Source organism: Porphyromonas somerae DSM 23386, assembly GCF_000372405.1.
Taxonomy (GTDB): Bacteria; Bacteroidota; Bacteroidia; order Bacteroidales; family Porphyromonadaceae; genus Porphyromonas_A; species Porphyromonas_A somerae.
In genome coordinates this window covers 1-18,706 of the sequence record NZ_AQVC01000012.1, presented here as the reverse complement: position 1 = coordinate 18,706, position 18,706 = coordinate 1, and the positions used below count along the sequence as shown (strand labels likewise).

11 protein-coding genes, 1 tRNA gene and 1 pseudogene are annotated in these 18,706 nt (G+C 45.0%); 6 read left to right on the top strand and 7 right to left on the bottom strand.

Annotated elements, in window-relative coordinates; translation table 11 throughout:
• Positions 1-57: 57 nt before the first annotated feature.
• Positions 58-984, top strand: a complete 927-nt coding sequence (locus A3GK_RS0103500) for a YitT family protein (RefSeq protein WP_018028102.1) — start codon at positions 58-60, stop codon at positions 982-984.
• 180 nt (positions 985-1,164) lie between these two features.
• Here A3GK_RS0103500 and A3GK_RS0103495 read toward each other — a convergent pair whose 3' ends face one another.
• The 7 genes from A3GK_RS0103495 to A3GK_RS0103465 form a co-directional block, all read right to left on the bottom strand.
• Positions 1,165-2,322, bottom strand: coding sequence for a DUF4876 domain-containing protein (locus tag A3GK_RS0103495; protein ID WP_018028101.1), 1,158 nt, complete (start codon positions 2,320-2,322; stop codon positions 1,165-1,167).
• 21 nt (positions 2,323-2,343) lie between these two features.
• Positions 2,344-3,885 (bottom strand): DUF6850 family outer membrane beta-barrel protein, encoded by a 1,542-nt coding sequence (locus tag A3GK_RS0103490; RefSeq protein ID WP_162138132.1) that lies wholly within the window; start codon positions 3,883-3,885, stop codon positions 2,344-2,346.
• 75 nt (positions 3,886-3,960) lie between these two features.
• Positions 3,961-4,272 (bottom strand): hypothetical protein, encoded by a 312-nt coding sequence (locus A3GK_RS0103485; RefSeq protein WP_155799424.1) that lies wholly within the window; start codon positions 4,270-4,272, stop codon positions 3,961-3,963.
• A 103-nt stretch (positions 4,273-4,375) separates the two neighbouring features.
• Entirely contained in the window at positions 4,376-7,219 is a 2,844-nt protein-coding gene (locus A3GK_RS0103480; RefSeq protein ID WP_018028098.1) for a carboxypeptidase regulatory-like domain-containing protein, read from the bottom strand.
• Between the two features lie 693 nt (positions 7,220-7,912).
• Complete coding sequence (locus A3GK_RS0103475) at positions 7,913-8,668, bottom strand: succinate dehydrogenase/fumarate reductase iron-sulfur subunit (protein ID WP_018028097.1); 756 nt, start codon at positions 8,666-8,668, stop codon at positions 7,913-7,915.
• Positions 8,669-8,698: 30 nt separating this feature from the next.
• Entirely contained in the window at positions 8,699-10,639 is a 1,941-nt protein-coding gene (locus A3GK_RS0103470; protein WP_018028096.1) for a fumarate reductase/succinate dehydrogenase flavoprotein subunit, read from the bottom strand.
• Between the two features lie 23 nt (positions 10,640-10,662).
• The gene (locus tag A3GK_RS0103465; protein WP_018028095.1) at positions 10,663-11,367 is read right to left on the bottom strand and encodes a succinate dehydrogenase cytochrome b subunit; all 705 of its coding nucleotides are present in this window, start codon (positions 11,365-11,367) and stop codon (positions 10,663-10,665) included.
• Positions 11,368-11,640: 273 nt separating this feature from the next.
• On the opposite strand from A3GK_RS0103465, the gene A3GK_RS0103460 reads away from it, so the two are divergent.
• From A3GK_RS0103460 to A3GK_RS11205, 5 genes and pseudogenes are all read left to right on the top strand, one after another.
• On the top strand, positions 11,641-12,696 hold the full coding sequence (locus tag A3GK_RS0103460) for an aminotransferase class I/II-fold pyridoxal phosphate-dependent enzyme (protein WP_018028094.1): 1,056 nt from the start codon (positions 11,641-11,643) through the stop codon (positions 12,694-12,696).
• Positions 12,693-14,984, top strand: coding sequence for a family 20 glycosylhydrolase (locus tag A3GK_RS0103455; RefSeq protein ID WP_018028093.1), 2,292 nt, complete (start codon positions 12,693-12,695; stop codon positions 14,982-14,984). The genes A3GK_RS0103460 and A3GK_RS0103455 overlap by 4 nt, the downstream gene beginning before the upstream one ends.
• 187 nt (positions 14,985-15,171) lie before the next feature.
• On the top strand, positions 15,172-17,775 hold the full coding sequence (gene clpB, locus A3GK_RS0103450; protein WP_018028092.1) for an ATP-dependent chaperone ClpB: 2,604 nt from the start codon (positions 15,172-15,174) through the stop codon (positions 17,773-17,775).
• 49 nt (positions 17,776-17,824) lie between these two features.
• Positions 17,825-17,895: transfer RNA gene (locus A3GK_RS0103445), tRNA-Gln, on the top strand.
• Positions 17,896-18,276: 381 nt separating this feature from the next.
• Positions 18,277-18,498 (top strand): annotated as a pseudogene (locus A3GK_RS11205) (transposase); the annotation flags it as partial.
• Positions 18,499-18,706 lie beyond the last annotated feature (208 nt).

Genomic DNA, 18,706 nt, shown 5'->3' with positions numbered 1-18,706 from the left:
AACTCAGTCAAATTGGGTATTTTTGCGGAAGCTATTACCTATAAGATATAATTAGAAATGCAAGAGCTACCTCCAAAACCGTACGTCCAGCAACGATGGCACGCAAGATTGCAAAAGAGTAAGCCACTCACTGATGCACTTTACATCTTAATTGGCTCGCTACTCCAAGCAATCGCTTACTCCGTATTTATTGCCCCTGCCAATATTATTCCAGGCGGAGTCTATGGTATCACCATTGCCCTCAATCATCTTACCAAGGGACTATTTTCATTTGCCCCTGATGGACTTCCCATTGGTACCACAGCACTTTTCTTCAATGTGCCGTTACTCCTCCTTGCCCTAAAAAAGCTAGGGCTCTCATCTGCTGGCAAAACAGTTGCCACCTTTCTTCTTATATCTTTCTTCACCGACCTAATTGGCCAAATGGTCAAAAATGTTGGATTGATAGGTAATGATCGAATACTCTCTGCCTTTTATGGCGGAGCCATCCTAGGTGTGGGGGTTTTTCTGATATTCAAAGCCGAAAGCACCAGCGCTGGAACAGATGTCTTGAGTAGAGTAATTGCGAAAGGGAGTAATTACAAACTCAGTGATACCATTATCGTAATAGATTCGATTGTGGTGATATTTGGACTTATCGTATTTGGCGACCTCACGGTACCTCTCTACTCATGGCTAACCATTATCATATACGGCCAGATCGTCAACTTCCTTCAGCCCGAAAACCCTAAGAAAGCAGTCTTTATCGTCTCCTCTAAAACCGAAGAGATTAGAGATCTACTACTCAACGATCTAGAGATTAGAGGGACTATCATTCAGGGCAAAGGCATGTACAAAGGCGAGGCTCGAGAAATGATATTTACAATTGTGGAGCGCAAAAAGCTACCTAAGCTCAAAGATAGCGTGAAGGGCATTGATATCTCAGCCTTCATCTCCACAATGGATGCCAGTCACGACACCGTTAACGCTCCCTCCAAACCTTAATCAACAGACCATTTGAGAAAGCCCGAAAAGCACGTGAGCTATCTAGCGGAAAAGAGACAGCAACGGAATAGTAATCATCGGCGGGACACACCGCGAGCAGACTAAATAAAAATAGTTTCGGATCCAGGCAAAACCATATCCGAAACTATTTTATCTCTTCCAAAAGTATTTCAAATGTTGTTACTTTGCAAGCTCAAAATCCAGAGTTGAATTATTGGAATCCTGATAAACTTTTTCATCTTTTACGCCCTGTCGCATCTTTCGTTTTAGGATAGTTCCCGCCTTAGGCATCTCATCTATAGCAGAAGACCAACCTGTATAACCCTTGTCAAGGTCAGAACTAATAGCATTCTTAACATCGCCGTCACCATCCTGAGGAAGACTTAATACAACAGCATCAAAAATGCAGTTATTGGGCAACGTAAAGAAAGTCTTAGGTGTCTTATCTGTCGGAGATGGATTGGTGTGGGTAAACTTCTTACCAAATGCCTCTTTAGTCAATTTGGTGCGTGCTAGAGCCAATACTCTCGTACCATTATCTGAGAAAAAACCACGCTCATTAGCAACCTCCTCACTATCCACAAACTTTACCAGCTTGTCCGTATTCAAAACCATAACACTCCCTGGCTCGATTGGGTATTGCTTTCCACTACCCGGAAGTAAGTATGCTCTATGAATAGGGAGCGAAGACCTTACAACGCTAGAAAAAGAAGGGGCATAGCCTTTGAGCGTTTGGTAAGCTCCCTCTACCACAAGCAAACTATCGGCATAGAGAGTTTCATGTGAATTGTTGGCAACGATCAAGTATTGTCCCACCCCATTATTTTCAGTGGCCTTAAATCCAATCTCTGCAATCACAAAAGAGGAGGTACTGCGGGTATTCTTGATGCTCGGTTCATAACTTAGAGAGCATTGATTCTTAAACTTACTCTCTTTGTAGTATCTAACTGCCACCCCACGCTGCTCATACAGTCTGGTGGAAATGCGTCTAAGCCCTTGCTCTCCCTTATCCTTAAATGAAAATGAGGCTTTGCACGAAATATCATAAATTCCCTCTTGCACATTGGGTACAACTATAGGCTCTGACCCGTCATACTGCTCTACAGTAACCTCATATGAAAGGTGCGGAAGCATTACATGCTGCAGCTTTACAGTAACAGCAACCGGCATAAATTCAGCTTCTTCAACCTCATATTTTGCAGGTAATTTCAAGCTGACCTCTACAGATGTCTCCTTGATTTCCTTCACTCCCAACTCCTTCTTGCAACCGGATGCAAGGCAGAGAAGCATGATGAAAAAAGGAAGAAGCATCGCTTTATAATCTTGTTTTAACTTCATGGCATTAAATAATTATAGCGTTCAAAAAGACAACCCAAAAGACACAACTGCCGTATGGGCTTTATACCTTACTTGATTCGTCGTATAAAGATAGTTGGCGCTAATGGTAAAGACAAGTGGGGAAGTATCATCCTGCCCAAACTCAACAGCATAGGTTGGCGTTACGTTCAATTTAAGTTTATTGGATTGGAGGAATGCAAAGGTATGATCAAGATACTCACTAATGTATTCATCAGGATTTGGTTTTTGCAAATCTTTTCGTTTGGTGTACCGATCTCTATCGTAGTCAAATGAACCGTCAATATTGGCATTATAGTCAGCACCCACATTAATGGTCAGTAGAGACTTGTCCCAACGCTTACTGATAGTGCCGGATACAATGCCACCAATGCGTGCCAAGTGGACCTTATCATCCGGGTAAATATTAGCAATATACTCCTCTGAAGCATAGGCGGATAGGTCGGTCTGAAACTTAATGCCATGGTTCCAATACTGCTCTTGGCTCACCGTCACCTTATCCTCCCACTTCTGTTGATAAAAAATGGGCTGTGTCTCGAGGACTAAGAGCTCTCCGGAGCCATCATCGCCAATGATATTATCAAATCCCTTCTTATGTGAGTAAGCGTAGTGGTTGGCCACTCCCCATGAGAATTGCCGGCTACGCTCCTGAAGGTATCCGATGGAAGCGGTAATTGTTTTTTGAATATAGCTATTCGTTGGAGCATGGTTATTCTCAGTGATTACCCGCTCTAGCTGATGCTTCATATACCCAAGTGAGCCATAAATACCTGACCTGCCTTTGGGAACAAACTCGATGGTAGCACCATAGCCACTCTTGCGATAATACAAAGAGCCATTAGCCCCACTAAAGCGTTTCGTAATTTCACCAAGCCCTTTCATACTCATCTCATGCACACCGCCCAATTCGTTGGCGAACTCAACTTTATAGCTGCGTTGCTTATAGACATCATACCGCCCACTTACAGAGACAAAATACTCATCTGAAATAAGCTGAGATAAGCCCACCGTACTCCGAAAGTCTGAAACGACATTACGGGGACGGGGGTCAGTGTCTCTAAACTCATGTAGAGCTCTGTAAGAGGCTTGCACACCTATAGACCCACCCCTCCAGGTATTTTGGTTAAGACCTCCGGAAAAAAAGTAGACTTCAGACTTCACATTTCCTCCTACTGTATCAGCAGTAAAGTAAGGATAAATCTCCGGTAAGTCCGAACTGGACATCCACTTGATACTTTTATTAACTCCTTTTTGATAGTAGGCACGACCCCACAGCTGTTGAGAGGAATTCCTTTGAAAGCTGGTTGCATCTATACGTACATGGTTATATCCTCTTCCATATTGATACAGGCCTGAGTCATCATTATTGTGGGCATTGTAAGAGACCACAATGGATGATAATGAACTGTCGCAACGCTTGACGGCTAATGAAGGGTTGAGGTCAAAAGGAGAGATAAAACGGAATGGGAGCATCTGCCGCTCTTCGTAATGGTCAATCACTTTGTGGGCAGAATGATTCTGTGCACTAACTGAGTATGGGCTCATTAGAAAAGCAACTATAACAAAGGCATATCCAACTATCCTTGATATATATTTTTTTGTATTCATAAGTGTATCTCTTTATCTCATGTAGAAGAAAGTAAGTTGTACCTTCTGCTTATCTTGTAGCAAGTATAGATCGTTTTTGGAACCACGAATCCACCGCACTCGCTTTTCACCGGTAACGGTATTCTCTTCTGTCACACTTTGGCTATCCATGTATATTCTTTGGTAATAACCTTTTTGTAGCGTTATTGTGAAAGGAAATTCCGTAACCTTTTGCTTAATCACTTCTTTAGTGTTAAGGTTAGTAGTTTCTAAGACCAGGTCCTTGAGATCTACCAGTTTACAATCCGGATTAGGTAGGCTGGCCTCTATCGTCAACTCACACATAATGTTAACGTCATCGGTCTTTAGTTCACAACCACTCAATAGGACTGTGTATAATGGAAACAACAATAACGCAAAAATTGCTCTTTTATTTTTCATAAACTGATCAAAACTTAATGTTCAACTCCATTCCAAAATAGGGATACCTATTTCTCCGGTGGAGATACCCTTCATGATAGTAGTCCGGACTATAGTCAAAGAGACGATTCACAAAGAGTGCCACCCTTAGCTTTTCATCAAAAAAGTACTTGGTTGCTTTCACATTAAAGTGTGTGCATATCGGCACCGTATACTTTTCAAATAAAGGCTTCAACTCTCCACGGAAGAGGTGTTGCAAATAAGTATCTTTCTTCGACTCTTCGGTATAGGGGTGCTCTACCAAGTCGAGGTCTACATAGTAGTCAGGCCGATCAGACTTAGGGAGAAATTCAGAGGAGGCATACCAGTTAGTTTGTATCGAGAGAGAAAGGTTAAACTTATACTTCCTCAGATACGTATCAAAGCGGAAATCGGTATTGAGCATCTCACTTGTCAAGCCCTCCTCGTCCTTATATAGACCATAGTACGGGAATACCAATTGCTTACCCAGCTGCACATCAGGCTGGACATACAGCGGTGCACTATTTCTATATATAGTCTTAAACCATGCTCCAGAGAATGTCAGACGAGTATGGATCTTGTCGTACCTTGGAGTACTGAACACCCATTCTACTCCCTCCTTTTTGGTCTGGCTACCATTCCTAGTATATGGGATAAGTGCAAAGTCCTTATACTCCTTATACTTCATCTTGGAGAGATCAGGTGGTGCCGTTAGGTTTCTCCAGTCGATACTGTATATATCATACCTTTTGAAAGAGAGGGTTGTCAGCTCACCCACTCGTCTGAAGCCATTAGGCATATCTTCCCGGAAATAGGTAGCGGTGAAGTAATATTGATCATAGTCCAGATCCATTCTCACCTCCCATTTCTTGTTTATCGCCGGCTCAAGTTGTGTAGAATTAGGTTGGAAGATATAAGTCTTAGCATTGACTATCCAGCTATCTCTATTAGGAAATCCACCGGTATTGAGTTGAATAAAGTCCCAATAGAGTTTCTCCGGATTCAGTTGTTGCATGACGGGGAAAACACGAAGTGTTCCATACCCTCCGACAAAGTGAATCCCCAGCTTTTTATCTCCTATCTGTATAGGAGCCACATCGTACTTTGCATTGACACGCAAGTCTGTGTAGAAGTGACCGCTCATTGTAAAAGACTTGTCAAGCCCAAGTAATGTAGATGTAGTCACCCCGGCCTGCAAGGAAAGCACATGGTCGTTGACGTTAATGCTCATGTTGTCTTCCAAAAAGAAAGTGAGCCTATTCAGTGCCGGTATGTCACTAAACCTCCTGGGGCGTTGGGAAGGGTCTCTAAATACAGGGCGCTCGGGGTCAAAGATCGTTCCTTCCCCAAAGTTCTTACTGTAGTTCCATTCCGAGCCCCAAATAGCCCGATTATGTACCTTTCCTAACCAGAATAGGCTTTCTCCCTTCAGCTTAGTGTAGGCATAAAAAGGCTGATCATCTACACGGTGCTTAGCGATAAAGAACCCACTGGGGTAAAATCCCCAATTGTACTCACCCTCTTTCATGGAGTAGACAAAAGGCTTATTATCATGTTGCACCCCTCGCACTATCTTCATGACATCATTGACATAGCTGACTGCCATATCTAAGCTCATCCCTGCAAATAATCCCTTCTTATTCGGCGTAAACCTTAAGGAGTGATTCGTAGAGAGACGATGATAATTCACGCGATAGGAGTCCTGCTGGCTGTAGGATTGATCCGGATCCACCTTCTCGCCATCTAATGAACCGGTATAGTCCAAGTTTGCAAGCCAACTAAGGCTTCCGGAATCAAAGTGCCAAAGCTTCGTAGAGCGTATAGATCCTGTGATCCTCTGATAGGAGGTCTGACGGAACCTTGGATCAGCACTAGAAGCAAGAATGCTGAGGCCCATACTCAGATTATAATCCTTGCCAATATCATTGGTGCCTTTACCGATATAGGTAAGGTAGCTCCTCATATCACCCTTAAATCTCGCCTCCAAGTCATTCAGCGTACGCTTGCGCTTGATATTGATAAGCCCCGTACTTAGGTTAGCATGCTCCACAGAGGGAATGCCTCTGATGATTTCCACACTCTCAATCTCATCTGTACCTATGGTACGCAGGTCAACCCCTTCTGTATTAAAGATACTATTGACAGCACCATTATTACTAGAGCCAAGACCGGAGAGGGTCATCATATTGGCATTATTAGCAATTGGCATACCATCGACAATAAATGCAGTACCAAGCGAGGCCGTAGCATAGTTGAGCTGGTTCACCCGAGGCATCATACGCCCTCCGGTGTCGAATGGGAAGTGAGCCTCTCTCAAGCGTATAGGCTGCGGCGTCATCACATACGGATCCACAGCTACACCTCCAGGGAGCAGTTCCAAAACATCTGCAAAGCTAGAAGCCTGAATGTGCTTCATTGCCTCCTGATCAATCTTCGAGCCACTCGTCATACCCTTCGTCTCCTTAGCGGTCACAACAACCAACTCACTCAGTTGCTCATCCGAAGGTGCCAAACCAACCACCAGCCCATTGCTCTTAGCTGGTAGCTTCACACGGTTTTGCTCAAAGGGGGTATAGCCAATAAAGGTCACTCGCATCCTATAGACACCTTCAGGCAATTTTCCGAAGTAAATATTCCCCTGAGAGTCTGCCACATTGCGGTATATTTTACCATTCTCAAGGGTCAGCGTAGCCAGTGCTCCTTGCAGAGGAGACTGCGTACTTCTGTCCGTGACAGTAATTGTAAATAACTTAACGACAGATTGTGCTTGTACCGCACTCACGGTCAGTAGTAGACCACTGAGTATTGCCGATATCGTTAAGTACAACTTTTTAGTAATAAAGTTCTTCATTTCTCACCTTTTCATATACGTATTGCTTCATGTGTAACTCTGTTTGCAAAGTTATGAAAGTATATATTGCACCTCAATACCTATTTTTGATTAAAATAAATATATTTTCATACCTAAAAATAGGGATTAAATTTAATAAACCTCTTCAATGAGTATGTTGCACGAAGTGTTATTCTCGCACATTTGCTAAAAATGCCTCATCCGATATTCTGCTTGATAGAGTCGACTGTGACACCTTGAGACTACTGCGTCAGCCTGTATACACCAATCATCTTGCGGGATGAAATCCGCAAGATATGGGCGACGGAGTCTTTTTCCTCTTTGAAAATTTGAAAGAGAACTGGAAATCCATTATAATTGAGCGAATTATTCACTAAACGCTTAATTACACAATGTGGTTTCCTGAAAAAGGTTGACTCGGTTAATAGATTATTAGAAAATGAAGAAGCCTCTATAAGAGGAGCATTTGTTATGAGATAAGTACTAGAAATTCTCTGTAAAAGCTCATATTTGGAGCTTTTACAGAGGAGAATAATCAAACAACAAGGCAGTTTCTCAAGCCAGATAAGACAAAAATCAGCAAAAAGTCAATCCAAAATGTCTAAACTTGAATGTGCAACAGCCTCAACGTTGAAAGCCCCTCCGAGAGTCGCTCGGAGGGGCTTTCAAATATCATAAAGGCTATATCAAGGATCAATCCTTAAACTTAGCCTTGATAAACTCTCTATTGAGGCGAGCAATGTTGGATACCGAAACGCCCTTTGGACACTCCAGCTCACACGCACGGGTGTTGGTACAGTTACCAAAGCCCAGCTCATCCATCTTTGCCACCATAGCCTTGGCACGCCTAGCTGCCTCAGGACGACCCTGTGGCAACAATGCAAACTGGCTCACCTTAGCACTCACGAAGAGCATAGCCGAACCATTCTTACATGCAGCTACACAAGCTCCACAACCAATACAAGAGGCGGCATCAATCGCCATCTCTGCTACGTCGTGAGAGATTGGAATAGAATTGGCATCTGGGGCACTACCTGTATTGACGCTGACAAATCCTCCAGCTTGTTGGATCTTATCAAATGAAGTTCTATCCACCATCAAGTCGCGAATCACTGGGAATCCAGCAGAACGCCATGGCTCAATAGTAATGGTATCACCATCATTGAACTTACGCATGTGCAGCTGGCAAGTAGTCACAAGAGAGTCAGGTCCGTGTGGGTGCCCATCAATATATAGTGAGCACATACCACAAATACCCTCACGGCAGTCGTGATCAAATACCACTGGCTCCTCACCCTTGTGAATCAGCTGGTTATTCAATATATCAAGCATCTCCAAGAAGGAGCTACCCTGAGATACATTATTTAGTTCGTAGGTCTCAAAGTGCCCTTTCTCCTTAGCACTCCTCTGTCTCCAGACTCTGACCTTTATATTAATGTCTTTATCCATAGTTTTGTGTCTAATCTTACGAAAGGGTTATTAAGACTTATAGTTTCTCTGCGCTCTCACTACGAACTCATAGTCAAGAGGTTCCTTATACATCACTGGTGCTTTGTCCTCGCCTTGATACTCCCAGCAAGAAACATAGGCAAAGTTTTCGTCGTCACGAAGTGCCTCACCCTCCTCTGTCTGGTACTCTAGGCGGAAGTGACCACCGCAAGACTCCTTACGGTCAAGAGCGTCATGAGCCATTAGCTCACCGATCTCAATGAAGTCAGCAAGGCGAAGTGCCTTCTCCAACTCTACATTGAGGTCAATAGCCTGACCAGGGATAAATAGATCGGACCAGAACTCCTTTTTCACTTCAGCAATCAGCTCTAAGCCCTTCTTTAGCCCAGCCTCATCACGACCCATACCTACATAATCCCACATGATGTGACCAAGCTTCTTGTGAAGGTCATCCACAGACTGCTTACCCTTAATATTCATCAACTTGTGGATTCGGTCAGTCACCTCCTTCTCAGCAACATCAAACTCTGGTAGGTCTGTGCTGAAACGTGGCACCTGAATCTGATCTGATAGGTAATTTTGGATCGTATAAGGAAGTACAAAGTAACCATCAGCTAGCCCCTGCATCAATGCAGAAGCACCCAGACGGTTGGCACCGTGGTCTGAGAAGTTGGACTCTCCAATCGCGAATAGGCCTGGGATAGTGGTCTGCAGCTCATAATCTACCCATAGGCCACCCATTGTATAGTGGATAGCCGGGAAGATCATCATAGGGGTCTTGTATGGATCATCATTAGTGATCTTCTCATACATCTGGAATAGGTTACCATACCTCTCCTCAACTACCTTTAGCCCAAGACGCTGGATAGGCTCAGCAAAGTCTAGGTAAACTGCATTACCAGTCCCTACGCCATAGCCAGCATCACAACGCTCCTTAGCAGCACGCGATGCCACATCACGAGGCACCAAGTTACCAAAGGCTGGATACCTACGCTCCAGGTAGTAGTCTCTATCCTCTTCCTTTATCTCAGTTGGTCGTAGCTTACCTGCACGGATAGCCTCGGCATCCTCCTTCTTCTTAGGCACCCAAATACGTCCATCATTACGTAGCGACTCCGACATCAGCGTTAGCTTACTTTGGAAGTCGCCATGCTGTGGAATACAGGTTGGGTGAATTTGAGCCATACAAGGATTACCAAATGCGGCTCCCTTCTTGTAGCACTGCCAAGCGGCCGAACCATTACACTCCATAGCATTGGAGCTAAGGAAGAAGGTATTGCCATAACCACCAGTTGCAATCACCACAGCGTGGGCAGAGAAGCGCTCTAGCTTTCCAGTAACCAAGTCACGAACGATGATACCTCTTGCACGACCATCCACCATTACTAGATTAACCATCTCATGGCGAGTATGGAGGTTGACCTTACCTAGGCCCACCATACGGGAAAGTGCTGAGTAAGCTCCTAGCAATAGTTGCTGACCCGTAATACCTCTTGAATAGAAAGTACGAGATACCTGTGCACCACCAAACGAACGGTTGGCCAATGTACCACCATACTCACGAGCGAAAGGCACGCCCTGCGCTACACACTGGTCAATAATTGCATTGGACACCTCGGCTAGACGATATACATTGGCCTCTCTTGCACGGTAGTCACCACCTTTAATTGTATCATAGAATAGACGGTACACAGAGTCACCATCATTCTGATAGTTCTTCGCTGCATTGATACCACCTTGAGCTGCGATAGAGTGTGCACGGCGAGGGGAGTCTTGAATACAGAAGTTCTCCACATGGAAGCCCATCTCAGCCAACGAAGCAGCTGCCGACGCACCTGCCAGCCCAGTACCTACAACTATGATATCCAATCTACGCTTATTGGCCGGATTCACCAGCTTCTGATTAGCCTTATAAGTATTCCATTTTTCCGCTAAAGGACCCTTTGGAATTTTGGCATCTAACTTTATCATATTAATATTAATGTCTAAAGATTTTACAATGCGGCATGCTGCCCAAGCGTCCAAATATTGCCTACGCTAGGCCATACGCCGATAGACTGTAGGTAAAAAGCGATTGCAGTGAATGCAAACATAAGACAGATGATGGTAGCGAAAACGACACCTATCACATGAAGTCTCTTGTACCAAATAGCATTGCTCCAGCCTAGGGTTTGGAACGAACTCCAGAAACCGTGAGTGAGGTGGAACCAAATAGCCACAAACCAAACAAGGTACATTACCACATACCAAATATTAGAGAAGTAATACTGGATCAGCTCAAAGCCATTCGCTGGCTCATGACCCATCCATTCCTTCAGCTGCATCTTATCCCAAAAGTGAGTTAGGTGTAAAGCAATGCCGATAACGATGATCAGACCAAGCACGAACATATTCTTCGCTGCCCATTGGACATCGCTCCTGCCAGTCTTATCATATCGGTCATTACCACGTGCCTTACGATTCTGAAGTGTCAGAATACAAGCATACACAATATGGATAATGACACCTAGTGCCAGCACTGGCACCATAAACTGCACGACAGCATTCGTGCCTAGAAACTCAGTGATAAGGTCATAGCCCGATTTTGAAAATACAGCCACCAAGTTCATCGTTCCATGAAACAGGAGGAAGAAGATCAAAAATAGACCCGACACACTCATCACCACCTTTCTACCAATAGATGATTTTGTTAACCACATAATCAGAGTTAATTAAAAGTAGGTATTAGTTGTGAAAATTACTAGGTACAAAGATAAACTTAAAAAAGTAGACTACCAAGGAAAACCGCTATCAATTACGATTTATTTCCACAATACATTAATTATCCCCCATTTTTCGCCTACTTTGGTGCCTTGGATAATGGGCAGTAACTCTTAATATGGTGGAAAATGATTAAGTTTGTAAAGTGATTGGATGGTCAGGTTCCAAGTTATTTTATTGATAGATCGTTATAAGTACATATAATAAGGATTATGCAGAAGAAAGATAAGGAAGTACAGAAGAGAGATAGTCAGGTATACGACTTTGGCTCTATTTCATGGAAAGGTGCCGAGCTGGGCAATCTCAAGGAGCATTTAGTAGAGAATATCCATCTTGTGGAGGAGTATCCCGAGCGCGAGGCGGAGTCGATCGTGCGATTGCTCTCTCGCCGCCTTGAGGTAAAAGAGGACCAAGTAATTGTCACCGATGGCGCTACCGGAGCACTTCATTTAGTGGCGAGTATCTCAAAAGGTGCTACCTCACTTATCTTACCTCCTACCAATCAGGAGTTCCGCCATGCACTTGAGCGTGCCGAGCACATCATCAAGGAAGCACACGACGTCAAAGATCTTGGCAAGCTAGACCTCGCGGGGATTGATTACCTTTGGATATGCAACCCCAACAACCCCGATGGGCGCTTTTTCAGCCGCAGAGCCATACTTTCACTACTCCGTGAACACCCTGAGGTCAATGTAGTGATAGACCTCTCAATGGCTAGCTACGTGGTGGAGGATAATATCAAAGCTAGCGATATAAAGAAATACCCCAATCTTATTGTGGTGAGCTCCTTTTCAAGAGCTTATAATATCCCAGGCATGCGGGTAGGATATGCAGTCTCAACTGCCGATAAGATGAAGCACTTCAAGCAGAATTACACCCCACGCTGTGTAGGCTCCTTGGCACTTGAAGCAACTCGTTTTATATTACTTCACCCTGCGCAGTTTACCATCCCTATCCGCAAGTGGTTAAGGGACTCAATGCAACTTGCCGAAAAGCTGGATAGCATCTACGGTATTGAAGTTATTTATGGCTCCACTCCCTACTTTATGATTAGACTAAATGTTGGCACCGTGAGCGAATTATCCACTTTCCTTTGGGAGAAGTACGATATCAAAATAGCTACCAGGGAAGATGACCTCGACCTTCAGGAAAACGAAGTGAGACTCTGTGGCTACATTGGAGATAGAAATAACGAACCTCTCATCGAGGGCATTCAAGAGTATGTCACTAGATTTACTGAGACAGAGGGAGAGGAGGTAGAAAGATGAATACACCCTTTAGGTTCCTTTACCTTGGACTATTGATTTCTCTTCTAAGCCTCACCGCTTGTAATCAAGCAACTACCCATGAGCTAGAAGAGCAACCTGCGCTGATCCCCCTACCCAACCAGATAGAGTGGCTCAGCAATAAAGCTTACACATTTGGCAACCATAACACCCTATCCATACCTAAGGAGGTGGAAAATAGGGACTTACTAGCTGAGCAACTCAATGCAACACTTCAAGAGCATGGTCTCCCCACCCTAGCCTTAACCATCAATGATGAAGGGGCCTCGGTGGCTATTTCAATAGACAACCAACTAGAGGACAACACCTATCACTTAGAGAGCAACTTCACCTATGGCGTTACCATTACAGCAGGGAGCCCTGAGGCGGTAGGCTATGCCATCCAAACGCTCCGACAGCTAGTGACAGATGAGGGAATTGCCGAGGTGGAAATCCAAGATGCTCCTCGATTGGACTACCGAGGCGTAATGCTTGATGTCAGCCGCCATTATATGAGTATAGACTTCATCAAGCAACTACTTGATGAGATGCAATACTACAAATTCAATCGCTTTCACTGGCACCTTGTAGATGCCGGCGGTTGGAGAATAGAGATCAAGAATCACCCCGAACTAACCGAGAAGACCGCCTATCGTACCGAGAGTGATTGGCAGAAGTGGTGGATTGAGAAGGATCGTCGCTACTGCAGTAAGGATACTCCTGGAGCCTATGGTGGCTATTACACTCAAGAGGAGGCAAGAGAGATTGTGGCCTACGCGGCAGAGCGTGGTATCACAGTGATCCCTGAAATCGAGATCCCTGGACACAGCGAAGAGGTACTTGCTGCTTTTCCTCAGCTTAGCTGTAGTGGTAAAGCCCTACCCTACGAGAGCGACTTCTGCATAGGTAATGAGGAGAGCTACACCTTCTTGGAAGTAGTTCTGAGTGAGATCATGGATATATTCCCCTCTGAGTACATCCATATAGGTGGTGACGAAGCAGGCAAACAGGCATGGGGCACTTGTAGCCGTTGCAAGAAGCTGATGCGTGAGATGGGCTATAAGCATATTGACCAGCTCCAAAGCCATATGATACATGCCATGGAAGAGTATCTAAATGACAATGGTCGGCAGATCATTGGCTGGGATGAAATTCTAGAAGGTGGCTTGGCACCTAATGCCACTGTGATGAGTTGGCGAGGCGAGGCAGGTGGTATTGAGGCGGCCAAAGCCAAGCACAAAGTGATTATGACCCCCAATTCACATCTCTATCTAGATTACTATCAGGAAGACCCAACGCAATCGGAGAAGAAGCAGATTGGAGGATATCTCCCACTGGAGAAGGTATATAGCTACGACCCACTCCCCAAGGAGCTCACAACGGAAGAACAGTCCTATATATATGGAGTGCAAGCCAATCTTTGGACTGAGTATGTGATGGATGAAAACCATGCTGCCTATATGCTATTCCCGAGAATACTAGCACTCTCGGAGGTGGCGTGGACAGATCCTGAGTACAAGAGCTGGGAAAGCTTCCGAAAAAGGGTCAATACCCATGTTCCGCAACTAATAAAGAGAGGAATTAATAGCTACCCACTCTCTACCTACCTCAATATCTCACATACCATAGACTATGACAAGAGAGCCTTTGAGGTGCAGATGACTACGGAGCTATATCCCTACGAGATTCACTACCGGACGGATGGTCAAGTACCTACTACTGAAGACCCTACTTACACAGAAGGTGAGACCATCACACTCCGTGATAGTGCCACACTGGTTGCAGGCGTGTTCAGAGATGGCAAGCTACTTGGCAAGCCTACTACACAGCGATTTGACTACCATAAGGGTATTGGGCACACAGTGAAATGGCTTACCCCACTCGGCGGTGGCTATTCCGCAGGTGGTGTAGAGACCGCCCTACTCGATGGACTTCGTGGCAGTATCACCTATATGGATGGCAGATGGCTCGGCAATGTTGCTTCTCAGAGTACCATAGGCGTCATTGACCTTGGTGAACCTACTGAAATCAATTCTGTCAGCACTAAGTGTATGCACGATATTGACCCATGGGTACACATGCCAGAGTGGGTGGAGCTCTCCACTTCTATGGATGGCAAGCAGTACGAAGTGGTGGATAGGGTTATGTCACAGACCGACCCAAAAGATACTCGCCTGCGCTTTGAGACTTTTAGATTTACCCCAAATACTACAGCTCGTTACCTCAAGATAGAGTACCACTTGCCTATCAAAGATAAGTTCTTATTCACCGATGAGATTGTCATTTGGTAACGATACTGACTTACATCTCTGACAAATTTTGAGCGAGAGTGGTAGGAATTGACCTACCACTCTCTTTTTTGTCACAGCCTACAGACAATAGTATCATAGCTCTATTACAAATTGTCCGCCAGCCACCATTGGCTGGAATTTTGTACAATACTATATGTAAAAACGATAACAAATAGCATAAGAATATATGAATTGGGAGAAATATACAATTAAATCGCAAGAGATAATTCAAGCGACAATACAAAGTGCCAAAGAGTTAGGACAGCAGGCGATTGAGCCACTACACCTACTACAGGCACTGCTCAATGGCGGTGGTCATTTGATAGAGAAGAGCATCCCAGAGGCAGGAGGCGATCTTCAGAGGCTTCGTGCCAGCGTAGATGAAGCGGTAAGGAAGCTTCCACGTGTAGAAGGGGGCGAGCCCTATCTATCCAACGACTCTGCCAAACTACTACAAAGTGCCGAAAAGCTCTCTAGTGAGATGGGCGATAAGTTTGTCGCTATAGAGCACCTACTTTTGGCATTATTACAAGAGGAGAATACCGCTAGCCGATTACTAAAAGCTAGTGGGGTAAATGAAAAGAGATTAAAGGAAAGCATTATGAATATAAGAAACGGAGCAAAAGCAGATAACCCTAGTGCCGACAATACCTACGACGCACTTGGTCAGTATGCCATCAACCTTTGCGAACAAGCGAGGAGTGGCAAGCTTGACCCTGTCATAGGGCGTGATGATGAGATCCGCCGTGTGTTGCAGATATTGAGTAGGCGAACTAAAAACAATCCTATCCTGATAGGCGAACCAGGAGTAGGAAAGACCGCTATTGCCGAAGGGTTGGCAAGGCGTATCGTGCGTGGTGACGTGCCAGAGAACCTTAAGAGCAAGCAGATATTTTCGCTCGATATGGGTGCTCTAGTAGCAGGAGCTAAGTACAAGGGTGAGTTTGAGGAGCGCTTGAAGAGCGTCGTGAATGAAGTTAAAAAGTCGGAGGGCGAGGTGATCTTATTCATCGATGAGATCCACACACTAGTAGGTGCCGGTGGCGGTGAAGGAGCTATGGATGCTGCCAATATCCTGAAGCCTGCATTGTCGAGAGGTGAGATCCGCACGATCGGTGCAACCACCCTTGATGAATACCGTAAGTATTTTGAAAAGGATAAAGCACTGGAGCGACGCTTCCAGATAGTCACTGTGGACGAACCAGATGAGCTCTCTACCATCAGCATATTGCGTGGACTAAAGGAAAGGTACGAAAATCACCACAAAGTGCGTATCCTCGACGACGCCATCATCGCAGCTGTGAGACTATCTAGTAGATACATTACGGATCGATTCTTACCCGATAAGGCAATTGACCTTATGGATGAAGCAGCAGCTCGACTAAGGATGCAAGTGGATTCACTCCCCGAGGAGCTCGATGAGTGCCTTCGTAAGATCAAACAACTAGAGATTGAGCGCGAGGCGATCAAGATGGAGGGCAATACCGATAAGGTGTCGCAACTCGATAAGGAGATAGCCACTCTCAGGGAGGAGCAATCGACCCTTACCAGTAAGTGGGAGCGTGAAAAGAACCAAATGGAAACTATCCAGCAGAATAAAGCGAAGATAGAGGACCTCAAATTCGAGGCTGAGCAAGCTGAGCGTGATGGAAATTACGAGCGTGTAGCGATGATCAGATATGGTGAGATTCAGGAGCTTCAAAAGGGTATCGAGACAGCGGAGCAAAAACTCCACGAGATTCAAGGCGATTCAGCCCTCATCAAGGAGGTCGTTGATGCTGAGGATATCGCAGAGGTAGTCTCTAAGTGGACCAATATCCCGGTCTCCAAGATGATGACTTCGGAGCGTACCAAGCTACTACACCTAGAGGAGGAGATGCACAAGAGAGTAGTAGGACAGGATGAAGCGATTGAAGCAATTGCTAATGCGGTAAGGCGAAGCCGTGCAGGATTGCAAGATGCACAGAAGCCTATCGGCTCTTTCCTTTTCCTCGGTACCACAGGTGTAGGTAAAACGGAGGTAGCAAGGGCACTGGCAGAGTTTCTATTCGATGATCAGGATATGATGACGCGCATTGATATGAGTGAGTACCAAGAGAAGCACTCCGCCTCACGTCTGGTAGGAGCACCTCCAGGATACGTAGGCTATGAAGAGGGTGGACAGCTCACCGAAGCGATTAGGCGTAAACCCTACTCAGTCGTGCTTTTTGATGAGATTGAAAAGGCTCACCCCGATGTCTTCAATGTGCTATTGCAGGTGCTTGACGATGGACGACTTACGGACAATAAAGGTCGTACCGTCAACTTTAAGAATACCATCATCATCATGACCTCTAATATGGGTTCGGATATTATCCAGCACAACTTTGAGAAGTTGACCGCAGATAATGCCCACGAAATAGAAGAGACAACGGAGAAGCAGGTATTGTCACTCCTAAAGGAGCGAATAAGGCCAGAGTTCCTCAATCGTATTGATGAGACCATTGTATTCCACCCATTGAATAAGGAGCAGATAGCCGAGGTAGTACGTATACAGCTGGATAGGGTGATTACGTCACTTGCCGATAATGGCATCACGCTCACCTATACCGATAGGGCGGTAGAGCACATTGCAGAGCTTGGTTTTGACCCACAATACGGTGCTCGACCAGTAAAGAGAGTGATCCAAAAAGAGGTGATGAACCCACTATCTATCGCAGTCTTAGAGGAGAAAATCCAAAAGGATAAGGCGATACAACTTGATTATGTAGACAATGAGATGAAATTCATAAATCAATCATTGGCTAATTAATATTTTTGTGGTATCTTTGCCACCGAAAGGGTAGAGATACCACTGACACTGTCGCGTGGTGTAATGGTAACACAAAAGATTCTGGTCCTTTAATTCGGGGTTCGAGTCCCTGCGCGACAGCAAAGGCGAGAGGTCAATTGACTTCTCGCCTTTTTCATTTACGGCATATACCACTCCGCTTGATTGGAATTGCAAGTGCCGTGTCCGCCCTACCGACAAAGCCCCAACCACTCTGCCAGATGGCTCACTCAAGGATGAGCCTAAGGATGGGCTGGCGAATAACCCTGGTAAGAGTGGCAGTCTCTTTGACCTCCACAAGCACCCCTACACTAAGGGGCAAGGGCTACCCACTTGCCCCGAATGTCGCAGGCAAGGCTTGGTGAATGGATCTAAGCTGGTAGACGACACTAGCAAGCTATGCCCTATGCACCAACTAGCAAAGGAACAGAATAAGCAAAAAGAAGATTCCAAAGAGACTCAAAAAGACCTGTTGGCGACGGAAAGGGGGCGGATGCTCTTACAACGTTTTGGAAAAGGGTAAGGAAGAAGAAAGTTCAGATAAAGTATGTGGCGACAGATATGTCATCAGCTTTCTCTAAATCAGTACGTGAAAATACCCTTGATACCATACACGTATTTGACCACTTTCACGTCATTAAGCTAATGAATGACACCCTTGATAAAGTACGAAGAGAATTAGTGGCAAAAGAGGTAGACGAGTGAAAGAAAAAACTAATCAAGGGAACAGGATACCTTCTACTTGCCAACGGGGAAAAGATGATTGATGAGAAAGGGAGAACGAAGCTCCAAAAAGCACTCGCAATGAACGAACGGTAGTATCCCAAAAAGTGTGTAAGGCAGAATGCCTCTTTGAACTGCAAAAGTACTTATTTTTTTCGCTTTGCTTCCCATAAACAACAAAGATAGACCA

Excerpts from the sequence above, each read along its gene's own strand:
- A3GK_RS0103490 (WP_162138132.1), bottom strand. The coding sequence starts at position 3,885 with ATGAGCCCATACTCAGTTAGTGCACAGAATCATTCTGCCCACAAAGTG.
- A3GK_RS0103475 (WP_018028097.1), bottom strand. The coding sequence starts at position 8,668 with ATGGATAAAGACATTAATATAAAGGTCAGAGTCTGGAGACAGAGGAGT.
- A3GK_RS0103470 (WP_018028096.1), bottom strand. The coding sequence starts at position 10,639 with ATGATAAAGTTAGATGCCAAAATTCCAAAGGGTCCTTTAGCGGAAAAA.
- A3GK_RS0103480 (WP_018028098.1), bottom strand. The coding sequence starts at position 7,219 with ATGAAGAACTTTATTACTAAAAAGTTGTACTTAACGATATCGGCAATA.
- A3GK_RS0103460 (WP_018028094.1), top strand. The coding sequence starts at position 11,641 with ATGCAGAAGAAAGATAAGGAAGTACAGAAGAGAGATAGTCAGGTATAC.
- A3GK_RS0103465 (WP_018028095.1), bottom strand. The coding sequence starts at position 11,367 with ATGTGGTTAACAAAATCATCTATTGGTAGAAAGGTGGTGATGAGTGTG.
- A3GK_RS0103455 (WP_018028093.1), top strand. The coding sequence starts at position 12,693 with ATGAATACACCCTTTAGGTTCCTTTACCTTGGACTATTGATTTCTCTT.
- clpB (WP_018028092.1), top strand. The coding sequence starts at position 15,172 with ATGAATTGGGAGAAATATACAATTAAATCGCAAGAGATAATTCAAGCG.
- A3GK_RS0103495 (WP_018028101.1), bottom strand. The coding sequence starts at position 2,322 with ATGAAGTTAAAACAAGATTATAAAGCGATGCTTCTTCCTTTTTTCATC.
- A3GK_RS0103500 (WP_018028102.1), top strand. The coding sequence starts at position 58 with ATGCAAGAGCTACCTCCAAAACCGTACGTCCAGCAACGATGGCACGCA.
- A3GK_RS0103485 (WP_155799424.1), bottom strand. The coding sequence starts at position 4,272 with ATGTGTGAGTTGACGATAGAGGCCAGCCTACCTAATCCGGATTGTAAA.